Source organism: Pedococcus sp. 5OH_020 (assembly GCF_027812955.1).
In the GTDB taxonomy this organism is placed as follows: Bacteria; Actinomycetota; Actinomycetes; order Actinomycetales; family Dermatophilaceae; genus Pedococcus.
The window spans coordinates 1-16,007 of sequence record NZ_JAPYZV010000013.1; the positions used below are offsets into that span (position 1 = coordinate 1).

10 protein-coding genes are annotated in these 16,007 nt (G+C 65.9%); 6 read left to right on the forward strand and 4 right to left on the reverse strand.

Annotated features, from left to right (window positions below; genetic code table 11):
- The coding region (locus PHA84_RS18915; RefSeq protein WP_270889750.1) for an IS110 family transposase at positions 1 to 1,055 on the reverse strand (1,055 nt) is incomplete at its 3' end.
- A 304-nt stretch (positions 1,056 to 1,359) separates the two neighbouring features.
- Here PHA84_RS18915 and PHA84_RS18920 point away from each other — a divergent pair.
- Entirely contained in the window at positions 1,360 to 2,658 is a 1,299-nt protein-coding gene (locus tag PHA84_RS18920) for an IS110 family transposase (RefSeq protein ID WP_270889702.1), read from the forward strand.
- Positions 2,659 to 3,061: 403 nt separating this feature from the next.
- Here the strand turns inward: PHA84_RS18920 and PHA84_RS18925 are convergent, their stop codons facing one another.
- Positions 3,062 to 4,057: a LacI family DNA-binding transcriptional regulator gene (locus PHA84_RS18925; RefSeq protein ID WP_270889703.1), complete on the reverse strand. Its 996-nt coding sequence runs from the start codon at positions 4,055 to 4,057 to the stop codon at positions 3,062 to 3,064.
- A gap of 359 nt (positions 4,058 to 4,416) precedes the next feature.
- Between PHA84_RS18925 and PHA84_RS18930 the strand changes: the two genes are divergently transcribed.
- The 5 genes from PHA84_RS18930 to PHA84_RS18950 all read left to right on the forward strand — a co-directional run bounded on the left by PHA84_RS18930 (position 4,417) and on the right by PHA84_RS18950 (position 10,723).
- Entirely contained in the window at positions 4,417 to 5,439 is a 1,023-nt protein-coding gene (locus tag PHA84_RS18930; RefSeq protein WP_270889704.1) for a sugar ABC transporter substrate-binding protein, read from the forward strand.
- Between the two features lies 1 nt (position 5,440).
- Entirely contained in the window at positions 5,441 to 7,339 is a 1,899-nt protein-coding gene (locus PHA84_RS18935; RefSeq protein ID WP_270889705.1) for an ATP-binding cassette domain-containing protein, read from the forward strand.
- A 65-nt stretch (positions 7,340 to 7,404) separates the two neighbouring features.
- On the forward strand, positions 7,405 to 8,256 hold the full coding sequence (locus tag PHA84_RS18940) for an alpha/beta fold hydrolase (RefSeq protein WP_270889706.1): 852 nt from the start codon (positions 7,405 to 7,407) through the stop codon (positions 8,254 to 8,256).
- A 662-nt stretch (positions 8,257 to 8,918) separates the two neighbouring features.
- The gene (locus tag PHA84_RS18945) at positions 8,919 to 9,932 is read left to right on the forward strand and encodes a Gfo/Idh/MocA family oxidoreductase (protein ID WP_270889707.1); all 1,014 of its coding nucleotides are present in this window, start codon (positions 8,919 to 8,921) and stop codon (positions 9,930 to 9,932) included.
- Entirely contained in the window at positions 9,929 to 10,723 is a 795-nt protein-coding gene (locus PHA84_RS18950) for a TIM barrel protein (RefSeq protein ID WP_270889708.1), read from the forward strand. The genes PHA84_RS18945 and PHA84_RS18950 overlap by 4 nt, the downstream gene beginning before the upstream one ends.
- Before the next feature lie 1,296 nt (positions 10,724 to 12,019).
- Here the strand turns inward: PHA84_RS18950 and PHA84_RS20880 are convergent.
- Together PHA84_RS20880 and PHA84_RS18960 are read right to left on the reverse strand one after the other, a co-directional pair.
- Complete coding sequence (locus PHA84_RS20880) at positions 12,020 to 12,961, reverse strand: LacI family DNA-binding transcriptional regulator (RefSeq protein ID WP_442952938.1); 942 nt, start codon at positions 12,959 to 12,961, stop codon at positions 12,020 to 12,022.
- A gap of 203 nt (positions 12,962 to 13,164) precedes the next feature.
- Positions 13,165 to 15,585, reverse strand: a complete 2,421-nt coding sequence (locus tag PHA84_RS18960) for a GH116 family glycosyl-hydrolase (protein ID WP_270889710.1) — start codon at positions 15,583 to 15,585, stop codon at positions 13,165 to 13,167.
- Between the last annotated feature and the right edge of the window lie 422 nt (positions 15,586 to 16,007).

Consider the following 16,007-nt stretch of genomic DNA (forward strand, 5'->3'; position numbering starts at 1 on the left):
GCCATCCCCCGACACGACCGACAGCCACGACCAGACATCCGGCCCGGCCGCGCCCCCGATACTCCTCCAATGAGGCAGCGCAGGGCTTCGAGGGGCTTCTTTCCTTCGGAGCGCTTGCGACGGTAGTAGGCCTGCCCGTCGGTGGCGGTCCGGAGCTGGCTGACTGCGGCGATGTGGATCATGTGGTTGACGCGGCGGTTGCCCGCGCGGGAGAGGCGGTGGCGGTTCTGTTCTCCGGAGGAGGCGTCCAGGGGTGCGATCCCGGTCCAGGACGCGAACCGGTTGCGGTCGGCGAACCGGGCGACGTCGCCGACATCGGCCAGGACCCGGGCGGCGACGACCGGGCCGACACCGTGGATGTCGGTCAGGTGCGGGCCCCGGGAGGCGACGATCGTCCTGAGCTCGGCGGTGGCCTTCTTCGTCTTGGCCTCGACGGCGATGAGCTCGGCGAGCTCATCGGCGGCGATCCGGCGGCGGGTCTTCCCCGCCATGTCGCGCGGTCGGACCGAGACCAGCATCCGCTTGGCCTGGCCGGTGGTGATGTCCTTCTTCGCCTGTCCCGGAAGCAGTTCCGCCAATAGGGCCTGAAGCTGGGCGACAGTTTGTACCCGGCGGCGGGTCAGTGCCTCACGTCGTTCGATGAGCATCCGCAGCACCTCGAGCTGGGGGTCGACCGCCAGGACCCGCAGGTCCTTGGCGCGGACCGCGGCGACCGCCACGGAGTGCGCGTCGTGGGCGTCGGTCTTGCGGCCGTGCCCGGTGTCCAGCAGCCGCGCTCGGGCGGCGAGCTTGGCCGGGACGTCGACGACGTCCTCGACAGCCTCGAGCAGTCGTTGTGCCAACGGCCGACCGACGCCGTTCGCGCCCTCGACCGCCCACACGCGCCTCGGCCACGTCTTGGCGTACTTGCGCATCGCGGCGAACCCGGCCTTGTCGGTGGTGAACCGGCCGTGTCCGAGCTTGCGTTCCTGATGGTCGACGACCTCGATCGTCGCCGACAGCTTGTGGGGATCGACCCCATGATGATGCGTCCCATGCTCTTGCTCCCGCCTGATCTCGAACCGGTGTGAACGGCGAGGTGGGCACGTCTACTACGAGCAGGGCAGTCCCTTAATGAACGGATAAGAAGCGTCTCCCGCGCGTGGCCTTCCTCGGTGGGAGTGTCGTTGTTGAGCGGCGCCGCTGGTCAGCTCTTGCGTTCCCTGAGCCGCGAGCTCTGTCGAAGATCGGGCCCGGCGGTCGTCAGGGACGAGGTCGTGTACGGCTGATGCGATGGTGGCCCCCAGAGGCCTGATCATTAGGGCGCTGCGCTTCCTCCACGGCTCAACCGACAGGACGAACTCGAAACAGGAGGACCGGATGCAACGTTGGTGTGGGATTGACTGGGCCGAACATCATCACGATATTGCGATTGTCGATGAGGCAGGCGCCCTGGTCACCAAGGTCCGGATCGAGGACACCGCCGCCGGCTTCAGTCAGCTGATGGACCTGCTGGCCGTGCACAACGACGGCTGCGAGACACCCATCCCAGTGGCGATAGAAACCGCCAAGGGGCTGCTGGTGGCCAACCTGCGCGCCGCCGGCGTCAGCGTGTACGCGATCAACCCGCTCTCGGTGGCCCGGTACCGCGACCGGCACGCCCCGAGCAGGTCCAAGAGTGACGCCGCCGACGCGCTGGTGCTCGCCAACATCGTGCGCACCGACCCGACGGTGCACCGGCTCATTCCACAGGACTCCGAGCTGGCGGCCAGCATCAGAGTGCTGGCCCGTGCTCATCAGGACGCCATCTGGGACCGCCAGCAGACCGTCGGCAAGCTTCGATCGGTCCTTCGGGAGTACTATCCCGGGGTCCTGGCCACCTTCGAGGACCTGTCCAGCCGTGAGGCCCGCGCCACGCTCATGCTGGCCCCCAGCCCTGCGACCGTGTCGAAGTTGCGCCCCTCATCGCTTGCCGCCGCGCTGCGGCGAGCCGGCCGGAGCCGGTACGTGGATCGAGATGTGGAGAAAATCCTGACCGGGCTGCGAGCAGCACAGCTGCGTCAACCAGCCCTCGTCGAGAAGGCGATGGCAGCCCAGGCCAGCGCCTATGTCCGAGCGCTCACCACCCTCGTGGAGAACATCCAAGCCCTGCAGGAGCAGCTCGAGATCGCCTACCACGCTCACCCCGACTCCCGGATCATCAGCAGCTTCCCCGGTCTCGGCACAGTCCTCGGCGCGCGGATCCTCAGCGAGATCGGCGACGACCACACCCGGTTCGCTACCGCCCGCGGACTCAAAGCGTTCGCCGGCACCGCCCCCATCACCAGAGCCAGCGGCACCAAGAAGCTGGTCACCATGCGAGTCGTGCGCAACAAGCGCCTCGGTCAGGCCGCCTACCTGTGGTCATTACCCCTGCTGGCCCACTCACACGGGGCGCGAGCCCACTACGACCGCAGGCGAGCCGCCGGTGACAGCCACTCCGCCGCCTCCCGCCACCTGGCCAACCGCGGCCTCGGCATGCTGCACCACTGTCTGACCACCGGCTCGACCTACAACGAAAGCCACGCCTTCCCGTCCCGCACCTACCCGTCGGCGACCTCTCGCAGTCCCATGGCCCACCACGCCTATCAAGAGGCCGAGGCGCCGACGACGCCAGCACAGAAGACAGCCCTGCCTTGACGCGATAGGAACATGCGATGTCTCTTGAGCCACGCCTCGTCAGCGGCACCCGGTGGGCAGCAAGCCGGAAGAGAGCCACACCCGCGAAGGGTGGGCAGCCCACTAGAGAGCGTCCCGCCGGGCACCTGGACCGAGTCTGGCCAGACACCGGCCCTGAGGGAATCCTCTAGTAGCCCACTTTGACGCACCACCCGCCAACGGCTCATGGCTGTCATGAATCCGTCCGGAAGAATCTCGATTCAACGGTGGTGAGGGTCCCGCCGAGTGGTGGGGTTTGGGGGTGACCGGCGCGGCTTCGAAGAGGTAGAGCCATCGGCGGGATCTTCGGTGTGTACCGCCAAGTACTCACCGGAAGGAGCTCACCGATGGCCTTGTCCCAGTCTGCCGTGTCCCGCGCCTGTCTTCAGCGCCCGGAGGGGGCAGCCGTGGTCCGTCGCACACGCAGCTCGGGGGTAAGTAGCCTCGTTCGGGGCGCCTGCTCCGGGTCATCGATGCGCCCCACCAGGGTGGCAACCGCCAATATTCCGATGTCCGGACCTGGCTGATTGACGCTAGTTAGGTTGACGTATTGCAGCTGACTCAGGGGCGTATTGTCGAATCCGACCACTGACAGGTCAGCTGGGACACGTAGTCCCATGTCCTTGGCCACGGCAAGCGCGCCGAGGGCGCTCAGATCGTTGGCAGCGAAAATGGCCGTGGGGGAATCTGCGCCCTCCAACAGCTCCTGAGCAGCGGCGATTCCGCCGCGTTCGGTGTATCCACCGGTGGTTGACGGGACCTGCGCAGGAAGGCCATGCGCTTCCAGCGTCTGGCGGTAGGCACGCTGGCGGATTTGGGCTCCCGGCCCATCACCGCCGTCAATGTGGGCGATTCTCTTGTGCCCGAGATTGATGAGATGCTCAACGGCCAGACGGGCCCCGCTTCGGTCATCCACGGCAACGGTGTCCACACCGTTGACCCGACGACCGGCAACAAGGACCGGCACCTGTGCCGCAAGGTCGCGGATCTCGTCCGATGGAAGCCGGGAGGCGGCGAGGATCAGGCCATCTACGCGGCGCCCAAGAAGCCGGTTGACGGCCCGGCGCTCGACCGCTGGGTCCATGTCGCCTACGGCGAGGGATACGCCGTAACCTGCCTCCTCTGCCCGGTCCTCGGCAGCCTGAATGACCCGAGACATGAGCGGGTTCTGCATTTCCATCACGACCAGCCCGAGGGTCATGGTGCGCCGGCTGGCCAGCTGGGCAGCGTGGGCGTTCGGCGTGTAGCCCAGCTCGCCAGCCGCTCGGAGCACCGCCTCACGCTTGGATGCCGAGACCCTGGGGGACTCGCGCATGACGAGGCTCACCAGCGCACGCGACACTCCGGCGCGTGCGGCGACGTCCTCTTGGGTCACGCTCATCGATACCTCTCCGCCCGTGCCGCTTTCCTGTGGGCACTTTAGCGCGCGCTACCTCCTCACGCCACGGCGACCCTGCCCCGGCGACTCTTCTCAAGCCAGGGTCTTGACGTGGTCGTGTTAGCGCGCTCTAATGGAACCCGCGTTAGCGCGCGCTAACGAAGCACCGTCGCAGTGGCGGGGCAGCCACAACGAGGAGGCATCAGATGGATGGAAACAGTTGGCGTGGAGGTCGCAACGGCGCGGCGCGGTCCGGCGGATGGCTTGCCGGCGGCCTGGCTGTCGCCTGTCTGACGGCGGCCTGCTCGTCCGGCCTGAGCGACGCGGCCACGTCCAGCGGGACAGGGTCGATAGGTGCCCCCGTGACGACGCAACCGACAGACAAGTTCGTTCCGTCCTCCAAGGTGGGCACGAAGTCGCCACTTGCTCATCAGCTGGGTTTGAGCCTGGTGCAGGTGGAGGGCCCGATCAAGCAGTTCGCGGACGCCAGTGAGACTGGGGCCAAGGCAGCAGACCTGCAAACGTTCCAAGCCGTCAACGGCTCGAACAGCTCCAAGGCTGTGGAGCAGATGAATGCATTTGTGCAGCGCCAGGTTGGCACCATGTTCGCCCAGGATCTCAACCCGGCTGCGCAGGAGCCCGTTCTGAAGAACGCGAGCAAAAAGGGCATCGGGACGTTCTCGTTCAACATGCCCGCCAGCATGCAGATGACAGCGAGCCAGTACGAGATCGGCAAGCAGCTGGCACACGGCACGCTGGACTACATCGCGCGGCACCTGGACAACAAGGCGAAGATCGTCCACTTCAACTTCGACTACAACGAGGCGGTTGCACCCCGGGACAGGGGATGGCGTGAGGTGATGAAGACGCGGCCGGCAGGCGTGCAGATTGTTGCCGACATCCCTGGCAACCCGCAGACGCAGGAGCAGGGGAACAAGTTGATGTCGTCCATCCTTCAGAAGGACCCATCGGTCAACGTTGTGGATGGCAGTGACACGCTGTCGTTGGGTGCCCTGGCGGCCCTGCGTGCAGCCGGCCGCGGCGCTGATCCCAGCCTGGCCCTCTTCGGGGTGGACGGAGACCCGCAGGCCGTTCATGAGGTGAAGTCGGGTGGACCCTACAAGGCGACCTACGCGTTCAACTTCGCGATCCTCGGTTCCTTGCTGAGTGACATGTCCGACCGATGGCTCAAGGGACTCAACATCCCCGAACTCGTCCTGGTGCCGGCGGTCAAGATCGACAGTCCCGCTTCGATCGACGAGTACAACAACTCTGTCTCGGATCCGGCGGCGGCGTACAAGACTGCTGGTGACAAGTACTTCCACCTTTATGGAAGCACGTCGTACGCCACCCGCGGTACCTACTTCGATGGCAAGGTCAAGTGACATGTCCAGTCTGATTGAAGGGTTCCGCCCCCGCGCAACTGGGCGTGGTCGGACCCGGCGCGCGACCGCCCACCCCGGCGGAGGGTCCAGCCGGTGGGGTCTGGCGGTGCTCATCGTCCTGGTGAGCTTCTTCGTCCAGACCCGGGCCTCCAACTTCCTGACCGAGGCCAACATTCAGACGATCATCCTCAACGTCTCAAGCTTGCTGATCGCGGCGTCCGCAGCGATGCGGCTTGTGGTGGCGGGCAACGTCGACCTGTCCATCGGTGGCCAGCTGAGCCTGCTGAGTGTTCTCACGGCGCTCACCGCCCGCGACACCCACTCCGCCGTCTTGGCGCTAGCCGTGGGTCTTGGTGTGGGTGCACTGCTTGGCCTGATCAATGGGTACGCGGTGCGGCTGCTGAGCATCTCGCCTCTGATCGTCACGCTCGGCCTATCCTTCGTGTACTTCGGCCTGGCCTATGCACTGTCCGGCTCGCAGGCGGTGTTCGGGTTCCCGAACGCGTTCCTGGAGCTTGGCCTGAGCAAGATGGCCACCATCCCGACGCCGGTGTGGATCGCGCTGCTCTACTTCGCAATCTGTGCGCTGTTCCTGACCAGGACGACCGGGGGGGTCCGGCGATTCGCCATCGGCGGAAACCCGGCCGCCTGCCGAAGTGAGGGCATCAACGTCTCTCGGGCAGTGCTGCTCGACTTCATCTTCATGGGCCTCACGATGGGCGTTGTAGCTGTCCTTGCCACCGCACGCATCCAAAGCGGCTCCGCGGACATCGGCTTGAACTTCGAGCTGGAGACGCTGACCGCGGTGATCGTCGGCGGTGTGGCCTTCAACGGTGGGGCAGGGCGGCCCCTCGGCGTCTTCATGGGCGTCGTCCTGCTCGGCACCATCGACGCCGCGATGGTCTTCCTTGGCTTCGCCGACTACTTCCAGCAGATCGCCAAAGGCGCGATCCTCCTCCTCGCACTCGCAGCCGACCAGTACACGCGCTACCGAGCCAGGGTCAGGACCACGACCGCGGCCGCCGACCAAGGAGGGAGAGCCGCGCACACGCCGGAAGTGGGAAAGCGCCTCGGTGACATGCACCTCGAGACCCCCCGTCGGGGCACGCTCGCTGCACGAGTCCAGGGTGTCTCCAAGAACTACGGCGCGGTGCAGGCTCTGCACGACATCAGCTTCGACGTCAGGTACGGCGAGATCACGTGTCTGCTCGGCGACAATGGAGCCGGCAAGAGCACCTTGGTCAAGGTGCTCGCCGGTGCCGTCAAGCCCAGCAGCGGCGAAATCCTCATCAATGACAGCGATGACGTGGCGCCAACCAAGACCGAGAACCCTCGCGACGCCGGGGTCGAAACGGTCTGGCAGGACCTCGCAATCTGTCAGAACCTCGGCGCGGCATACAACCTCACACTGGGCAACGAGCCCTGCCGGTTCAAGGTCGGTCTGGTCAGGATCTTCGACCGGCGCGCCGCAGAACAGGCTTCCCGGACGCGCCTGGGATCGCTCGGCGTGAACCTCAGCGACATGTACCGACCCCTCGCCGACCTTTCCGGCGGGCAGCGTCAGTCCGTGGCGATCAGCCGTGTCGTATCGCCGGACGTCAAGATCGTCATCCTCGACGAACCGACCGCCGCGCTGGGCGTCCACCAGACCCGAAACGTGGTCGCTCTCGTCAAGGAGCTCGCTGCTGCCGGCGCCGCGGTCGTACTGATCAGTCACGACATCGAGATCGTCCGCGAGGTCGCCGACCATTACGTGATTCTCAACCGCGGGAGGCTGGTCGCCGACTCCAAGGCCACCGAGATGAGCCCCCAGACGTTGGTACACATGATGGCCGGGCTCGTTGAGGCCGCCCCAGCGGTGCATGCGGCCAGCTCCGACGCGGCCGCCCCAGCCCTCTAACCGCTTGACCTAGCTGGCGCCTAGCACCAGCCCCGCTCACCATCACCACAGAAGGCGAGACCTCCATGCCGCACGCCAGCGCCAACGGCATCTCTCTCTACTACGAAGGACATGGGGACCCTTCCGCACCCACGATGGTTCTGATAGCTGGCCAAGGAGCACAGCTGATCTCCTGGCCCGCGGGACTCCGCGAACTTCTGGTCAACCAAGGCTTTCGGGTTGTGCAGTTCGACAACCGGGACGTCGGGCTCTCCACCAAGTGCGATGGCAAGGCTCCCTACGGGCTCTCCGACATGGCCGACGACCTCGCTGGTCTTCTGGACACCTTGCGGATCGACGCCGCGCACATCGTCGGCCAGTCCATGGGCGGGATGATCGCCCAAGACTTCGCGATCCGGCACCCGGACAGGGTCCTCAGCCTGTGCTCGATCTACTCGGCTCCGGGTCCCGCATTCATCACAACCCACCCCGATGTCTGGGACACACGCGAACGGGAGCCTGCCCGCGAGCGAGAGGAAGCTATCCGCGACTACATCGAGCGGGAACGGGCATGCGGGCTAGCCGAGTATTCAGAGGAGTGGATCCGCGCCAACGCCGAAGAGACCATCGACCGCTGTTACTACCCCGAAGGGGGGCAACGCCAAATGGACGCCGTCCGACGAAGCGCCGATCGCACCGATGCCCTCGGGGGGCTGACGGTCCCGACAGCGGTCATCCATGGGCTCGAGGACCTCCTGATCGACTTCTCCGGCGGCGTCGCCACTGCCGCGGCGGTTCCGGGAGCCGAACTGCACCTCTACGCCGACATGGGCCACCAGCTCTTGCCATCGCTCTGGGAGGACTACGTCCGCATCATCAGCCGCAACGCCGCCCGCGTGCCCCGAGGCGACCGTCCGCCAGCCACCATCGGAACGTAGGCCGCACCTGCGATGCACCAGCGGAAGACCCAGAGCGGCAAGCCGAGACGCCGTTCCCACCCAAGGAGCGACCCCATGAACGAACCGGGAGAGCGCCTCAGGCCGTCGGTAAGATCGTTCAGGTCCAAAGTGGAGGGGATCCGGCCAAACCGCTCACGCACTTCCATCGAGCTGGACGCCCCCAGCAACGGCGTTGCCACCAGCCCCTGGAGCGCGTCGATCCGGTGCTCGGCTTGCAGCGCCTCGCCCGCGGCACTGCGTCCGGGCCGCGCCAACCAGCGACCGTCCGCTGGAGTGGTGATGCCAGTGCACGAGCCCGCGGCCTTCGCCCGATCCGTGTCTCAGCGGCAGGGATCTGAATCGGCGGAGCTTAGGGCGGGCTAGTGGCACGTGCTTCTTTCGAGACGCCAGCCATCAACTGCAAGAAGCTCGAGTTCCGTCAAGTCGGTCGTGCGCCCCTCATAGACGCACTGTCCATGCCGGAGCACTTCCGCTCGGTCACACACTCGCACGACGGACGCCACATCCTCGGTGATCATGACGACCGCAGTTCCATGACTGGCAAGGCAGCGAACCGCGCGGAGCACGTTCTGGGTCTGGGCCACACCAAAAGCCGCCGTGGGCTCGGCCAACAGATCGTTCAAGGCTCGAAGGAGAACACCATGACCCCCGTGCGCATCGGAGTCATCGGAACCGGCCGCATCGGCACGTTCCACGCCCAGACCCTGGCCCGCCGCGTGCCCGAGGCCGACCTCGCCGGCGTCGCCGACGCCCGCCCAAGTGGCGCGACCGCCCTCGCGGCCGAGCTCGGTGTGCGCGAGTTCGAGACGCCCTCGGCCCTCATCACCTCCCCCGTCGTCGACGCGATCGTCATCGCCGCCACCTCGACCGCCCACGCAGACCTGGTCGTCGAGGTGGCCGCGGCGGGCAAGGCGATCTTCTGCGAGAAGCCGATGGCGATGACTCTGGCGGACGCCGACCGCGCGATCGCCGCCGCGGAGGCGTCCGGCGTGCCGCTGCAGGTCGGGTTCAACCGCCGGTTCGCGGCCGACTTCATCGCGGCCAAGGCCGTCGTCGACGGCGGTGGTGTCGGGCAGCCGCAGCTGCTGCGCTCGGTGACCCGTGACCCGGGCCTGGCCAACCCCGGCGGAGTGCCGCCGTGGACGATCTTCACCCAGACCCTGATCCACGACTTCGACCTGCTCAACTGGATGAACTCGGGCGCAAAGGCCGTCGAGGTGTCCGCCATGGCCGACGCGCTCGTGGCGCCGGACTTCAAGGAGGGCGGCCTGCTCGACACCGCCGTCGTCACGATCCGCTACGACAACGGTGCGATCGCCGTGGCGGAGGCGAACTTCTCGGCCACCTACGGCTACGACGTGCGCGCCGAGGTGTTCGGCAGCGGCGGTATGGTCACGATCGGCAGCCCCCGCCAAGTGACGATGGAGCACTGGGACGGCCAGGGAGTGCACGGCCTGACTGCCCGCGGTGACACCGAGCTGCTCGGCGACGCCTACGCCGGTGAGTTCTCGTCGTTCTGCGCCGCCGTCGCGAACGGATCGGCTCCGGTCGTGACCGGTGCGGACGCCAAGGCCGCCCTGGCCATCGCCCTCGCGTGCGTCAACTCGGTCACCACCGGCGGCACGGTCCGCGTCGGAGCGGAGGCCTCGGCATGAACAGCTCGCCGTTCGTCCTCGCCGCCAGCGCCGAGATGCTCTACGTCGACCGCCCGGTCGCCGACCGCATCCGGGCCATCCACGACGCAGGCTTCGCCGCCGAGATCTGGGACTGGCGAAACCACGACCTGCACGAGCTGGAGGCGCTCGCGGCATCCGGCGTCGTCTTCACCTCGATGACCGGCTACACCACCGGCACCCTCGCCGACGAGACCGGGGCCGACGCTCTGCTGCGCACCGCGGCCGAATCGGTCGTGGTGTCTCGCCGGCTCGGTACCCCGAGCCTGAACCTGCACGGCACGGGCCTGGACAACCGCGGCCTGCCGGTGGTGCCCGCCGACGAGGTGACACCGCGGATGTGGGACACCGCCCGCCGCACGTTGACCCGGATCGCCGAGCTGGGCGAGCGCGAGGGCGTGACCTTCGTGCTCGAGAACCTCAACACCGCGGTCGACCACCCCGGCACGCCCTTCGCGAAGGCGGCCGACACCCTCGCCCTGGTCAGGCGCGTCGACTCACCGCACCTGCGGCTCAATCTCGACCTCTACCACGCGCAGATCGGCGAGGGGAACCTCATCGAGCTGTGCCGCAAGGCATTGCCGTGGGTCGGCGAGGTGCAGGTGGCCGACGTGCCCGGCCGCTGCGAGCCGGGCACCGGCGAGATCCGGTACGCCGCCATCGCTTGCGCCCTCGCGGAAGCCGGATACACCGGCGTGGTAGGGCTCGAGGCCTGGGCGAGCGGCGACCCCGACGAGGCACTGGCCGCCTTCCGGGAGGCCTTCGCCGGCTGATACCCCGGGCGCCCCTGCACCGCCCACGAGCGGTGCAGGGACCGGCGTCGAGGATCCGGAGCAGGTACAGGTTGCGCGCCTTGGCGCGCGGGTAGCCGGGCCTGAGGAGGTGGGTCTGATTGGAGTCAGTGCTCGTGGGAGCCCACCCCCAGAACCGCGAGCGTTGGCCCAAGTGAGAAGGGCAAAGCCACTGCATGGAGTGCACGCGTGCGCGGGCGTCACATGGGGCACAAGCCCAAGCGGTCACATAGCAAGACACCCTGTCCATCCTGCGATGGTTCCGCAGGTCAGACACGGTGCCAGTCGGTGGAGCTGAGGGGACTCGAACCCCTGGCCTTCTCATTGCGAAGGCTTCAAGAAGCCAGCGCACGGAGTGACGACGTGCTCGGGGGGCGCCGCATGGATGCATATAGTGCAGCGCGACGGAGCCTGGGCACAATCGCGGCACAAGCCAGATGCTCACTCGCCTCACTCGCTTTCGAGAACTGCGAAGCCCAGTTCATGGCGGGTCAGTCAGACCCCTAACGTGCTCAGCCGCTGCCGCGACGACAACGGACGAACCGCCATGAACGCCGGCGAATGAGACCAGAACTGAGACCACAACGCTCGAGCTGCGAAACGGCGTGAACGAGCAGACTGGGACGAGGCCATCGGGTCCATGCACGCCGTTGAAAGCAGAGACCCACATATCGCTGAAGCCCTCTCCGAGATCGCCGACGACAGCGACGCCACCGACTTGCACTAGAGCTTGGGGCTCGCGATGTTGCACGAAGATGTCGCCGATCACGCAGGAAGCCACCCTTGACCTGCGCGTTCGCCTCTGCCTGAAGAGCGGACGCTCACAGCGTGCGCTGACCAGCAGATATCCCGTGCGCCGCAATCAGTTCCCCAGACTCTCGACATGGTCGAGGCGCCGCCATCCCATTGCGCCTTGGCGGGATGACCGTCGCTCATTCGCGCCGATATGCGGCCATGCCGGGGTCTTGCGTGGCGGCGGCGAGACGCCACGCCCCCACCACGGCGGGGTGGCCGCCCTCGGCTGCCCGCACCGCCAACCGGCGTTGGCATGCGCTTGGAGATGCTGCACGGCGGCTAGAGCTCGGCGCCGTTATGTCGATCACGGGCGGGGGCGCACTACCGCTGACCGGCTCAACAGCCGTCTCCGTTGCCTCGCCGCCGCGAACGATCTGGTCGCAGCCTGAGAGGCGGTTCGCTTGCGTAGAGGGAGACGGCCGAACTTCCAATCCGCGAACCGTCGAGGCTCGAGCGACGAGATCTGGTTTGAAGACCAGTCGCTCATGCGCATGATCGACATCGGCTTGTTCCCTCAGGAGCAGCTTGGCCGCGGCCCGTCCGAGCTCGTAACGCGGTTTGACGCACCGACGTCAGTGGGACGGAAGCGGCCGCCGCAAAGTGAAAGTCGTCATAACCGACGATGGCCAGGTCTTGCGGCACCCGCAGGCCCGACGTCACGCAGCGCTGCAAGAGACCCATGGCGACCAGGTCATTAGCGCCAAACGCAGCGGTCGGTCGCAGCTCGGGAGGAAGCCCAAGAATGCGGCTGCCAGCCTCCCTGCCTTGGGAAACCGTCAATGCCGAGGTGGCTATATCCACGAGGCGATCGCGGGACAAGCCACTCTCCGTGAGAGTTGAGTAGGCGACATCGCAGCGGTCTGCCACTTGCCCTAGCCGACTCGGGCCACCGACAAATGCGACTCTCTCGTGACCAAGCTCGAGCAGGTGTTGCGTGGCGAGCCGGCCTCCGAGCACGTCATCCACGCTGACCGAGCAGTGATCCAAGGCGGTGCCCGCGCGCGTGCGGTCCAGGACAACCACCGGTGTAGCGCGTCTCGGAAGGTCGTCGAGGAGTTCGTCATCTACGTCCACTGGCGTGATGAGGACGCCTTGGACGCCCCGTTCTTCCAGGCGTCGGAGGTAGGTGCGTTCGCGGGTGGGGTCCTCGTCGATGCTGCAGATGAAGAGTGAGAAGTCGGACTCGTACGCTTCGTCTTCAACGCCTTGGGCGACGTCCATGAAGGAGGGATTGCTGGCGGTCGAGCAGCACGTAGGCCAAGACGCTGCTTTTGCCGCCCTAAACTGACGTGTTGATTCATTTCGGACGAAGCACAGGACCGCTATGGCGTGCTCCACCTTGGCTCCGGTGTCCTCGTTGACGCGGCTAGGTCGGTTGAGGACGTTGGAGACCGTGCTCAAGGAGACGCCAAGGAAAGGCCGCAACGTTCTTGACGCTGGCGGTCCTTGCGGGCTCCTTTGATGCGATGGTCATCTCCTACCCGATGAGTCAATGACGGGCGCCGGCTCGTATCGGGCCCCACATCGTTTCACAAATGCCCACTTGCTGGGGGCGAGCGGCCGTGGGTTGTTGGCGCTCTCACGCCCATGCCACCAGGAACTCGAGTTTCGACGTGGCTCGCCGGCGATCAGCTCGTCAACACGGTGATGGGCTTGATCGCGTTCATCAAACCCCAGACCGCGAGAGCCTGGGAGTAGGCCGGGTAGTCGTAAACGTATGTGCTGGTATCGGACCAGCCGCAGGGCGGGTTGAAAGCGAAGGCATTATCGGGGCGCGCCCAGATTTGGTCACTGATGCTCCTCCCAAGCTCCAGACCGAATGCCTTCAACTGTGGGTCGCTGAAGCGCCCGCCGGCCTTGACGAAATCGGCTGCAGCAAGATGGTCGGTGCCTGGCCACACCCATTGGGCTTCGGGTGGAAGTTGACCGTCTGGAGAACCAAGCCCCACGGGCAGAGCGAGTGCCGGGGCGCCGATCATCTGGCCGCTGCTGTCATAGCGGCGATAAAGGCCCTGATGGAGCCGCAGTTGCGCATATCGATGAAGGGGGTCGACCACGTCCGGCAAGCCGAGGTCTTCGGCGACGTATTGCGCGAAGAAGCTATCGATGAAGAGCGCAGCGGGGTAGGTGCTGCCTGTGGAGAACCGGTAATGCTGCGTTACCGGGTCCCAGAAGGTGAGTTCAAACTGACTCTTGGCGGCGGCCAACTCCGACTTCACTTCGTCAACATAGGCAGTGTCCACGCCAAGCTGCTCCCCGGTGGTGCTGGCGATGGTCAGGCTGAGCAGGTAGAGCTGCGAGTTGTAGAGCCCGGTCCCCTCCTGGGGGATTACGTTGTAGATGTTGGTGAACAAGCCTGAGTCGACCGGCAGATGCGTGCCAGCAGGAACCAAGCCCCTCAGGTATGCGATCTCGTCCTTGATGGCAGGCCATGCAGCTCGCAACAGCTCCGGGTCGTTGTTCAGTTTGGCGAACGCGTACCACTGCAGGATGAATTTGCTGGGGCTGTCCCCCCACTCGGTCTGGCCAGGATTTGGGGGGCGGGAGTCGGTGCCTCCTTGGATGGTGGCATCCGATCCGTTGCCCCACGTGATGAACGGGCTACCGCTGGCCGAGTTGGCGTAGATGTCTTGCGCGTTGTGGCTTGGGTGGAGTTTGACGGTCTCGATGTCGGCCAGCAGCTGGTCGCGGAAGACATTGGGGAAGAGGGTGTAGTAGGCGCGGTAGTTGTACGCCTGTATGTCGGTCGTTCCTCCCATGCCCGAGGTACCGCCTGCGCCGGTGTCCTGCACACCGAACAGGTGCCCGTCTGGATTGCCAGCGCCGAGGTGTTGTCCGGGGCCCGCTTGGGCAAAGCCAGTTGGAACGACGGTGTTACGAACCAGCCCTCCCTCCCAGAACGAGTTGTTGACGGCCAGCATCGACAACTCGTTCAGTGCCGCCCTGCGTTGCTCGAGCGGGTACGCGGGGTCGCTGGCGATCGGCTGCCACCATCGGTTGACAGCGTCGAGCGCTGCCTGACGTCCGGCAAGTGCGTCCCGGGCGATAGCGAAGCTCTGATGGAAGGGATAACTGCCGGCAACGTAGTCGTTGCTCTCGGTCGTCTTCGCCCCGTAGAAGTCTGTATAGCGCTTCATCCACACGGTTTGGTCATTGGCGAACGTAACCTGGGGGAAGTCCCACGCCAAAGCGAACGGCACCGTGGTTACCTCTCCAGGTGCAAGCGACGCCGACACGCTGATCGCTCCCGCGGTGGCAGAGCGGTCCAAGTTCGCGTTAGGAAGTGAGCCCGTGCTTGAAAAGGCGTCGTAGATGTCGGCTCCATCGCCCTCACCGTTCCACGAAGTCACGTATGAGACCTTCTGCCCGGCCGCGGGACTGGCGGCGATGGTCCACTCAGACTTGGCGGAATCTAGAGTGTTTGAGGGATCGTCGGCGCTGAGCGTGACCGCCTGGATCCCGTTTGCTGACCGGAACTGGCTGGAGAGCCCGGTCCGCACCGAGTCGGGCGCTGTCGCGCTCAGGTCGGCCCTGGTCCCGGCCACGTGGGCGGGTGCGTTGGGCATGGTGAACATCACCGAGACCTGCGCCTTATCGGCGGTGTGGTTGGCGATGCGAACGTCGAAATATGCAAGCGGCATCGAGGTTCGACGATCCTCCTTCGCAACGATGGGCGAGTAGAACCGCATGGAGACGTCGGTCTTGAAGGGCCTGTAGTTCATGAAGCCAAACGGGTACAGCGCGGCGTAGTCGCCGTCTCCTGCCCGGAGGCGATTCCATGCCGGCAGGGGCGAACCCCAAGAGCGCTGCCGGACGACGCCGTTTGATCCCGTGTTCGTTGGTCCATCGGTCGCGAGCGTGCGGACTGCAGCGGCACCTGTTCCGATGCGCTCGCGGACGTGAAAGGCGGCCTGGGGAAGTATGCGCATCTCCCAGCTCGTGCCCGACTGCCCTCCGAAGTTCCACGGTCCGAAGGTTCCCGCTTGGTTGATCATGAACGACCCCGCGCCGAAGCCCCCCAGCGGAATGCCCAGGCCGGGAACGTTCATCGGAGCATTTCCCTTCACAGTCTCGAACCCGCTGGGTTCGCTGCCTCCCTGGCACGCTTGGGAAGCCGGCTCCTGCGCGCACGTCCCGGGGTCGATGTCACCTAAGGACCGCGCCAGGCTGGCTTGGGGGGCAGGGAAGTAGTCACGCGGGAGACTTTGGTCGCCCACGGCAGCGGCAGCAACCGACGCCGAAGTCGCTACGAAGCCGGCCGTCACGGCCACGGCAATCGTGGTAACGATCAACTCTCTGTGCGAACAGAGTCGGCACGGTCGTACGTCGGATCGGGCATGATCATCTCCGTTGCTGACGATGTAGCGTTTCAATGGATCGCTTCACAATTGAGCGCCACGGATGTCTGCGCGGTATTGTGCGAGGCCGGACGCTCCCGAGTGGACGAGGATAGACGCGACGGGTTTCAACA

Excerpts from the sequence above, each read along its gene's own strand:
- PHA84_RS18920 (WP_270889702.1), top strand. The coding sequence starts at position 1,360 with ATGCAACGTTGGTGTGGGATTGACTGGGCCGAACATCATCACGATATT.
- PHA84_RS18925 (WP_270889703.1), bottom strand. The coding sequence starts at position 4,057 with ATGAGCGTGACCCAAGAGGACGTCGCCGCACGCGCCGGAGTGTCGCGT.
- PHA84_RS18935 (WP_270889705.1), top strand. The coding sequence starts at position 5,441 with ATGTCCAGTCTGATTGAAGGGTTCCGCCCCCGCGCAACTGGGCGTGGT.
- PHA84_RS18940 (WP_270889706.1), top strand. The coding sequence starts at position 7,405 with ATGCCGCACGCCAGCGCCAACGGCATCTCTCTCTACTACGAAGGACAT.
- PHA84_RS18945 (WP_270889707.1), top strand. The coding sequence starts at position 8,919 with ATGACCCCCGTGCGCATCGGAGTCATCGGAACCGGCCGCATCGGCACG.
- PHA84_RS18950 (WP_270889708.1), top strand. The coding sequence starts at position 9,929 with ATGAACAGCTCGCCGTTCGTCCTCGCCGCCAGCGCCGAGATGCTCTAC.
- PHA84_RS18960 (WP_270889710.1), bottom strand. The coding sequence starts at position 15,585 with ATGAACGTTCCCGGCCTGGGCATTCCGCTGGGGGGCTTCGGCGCGGGG.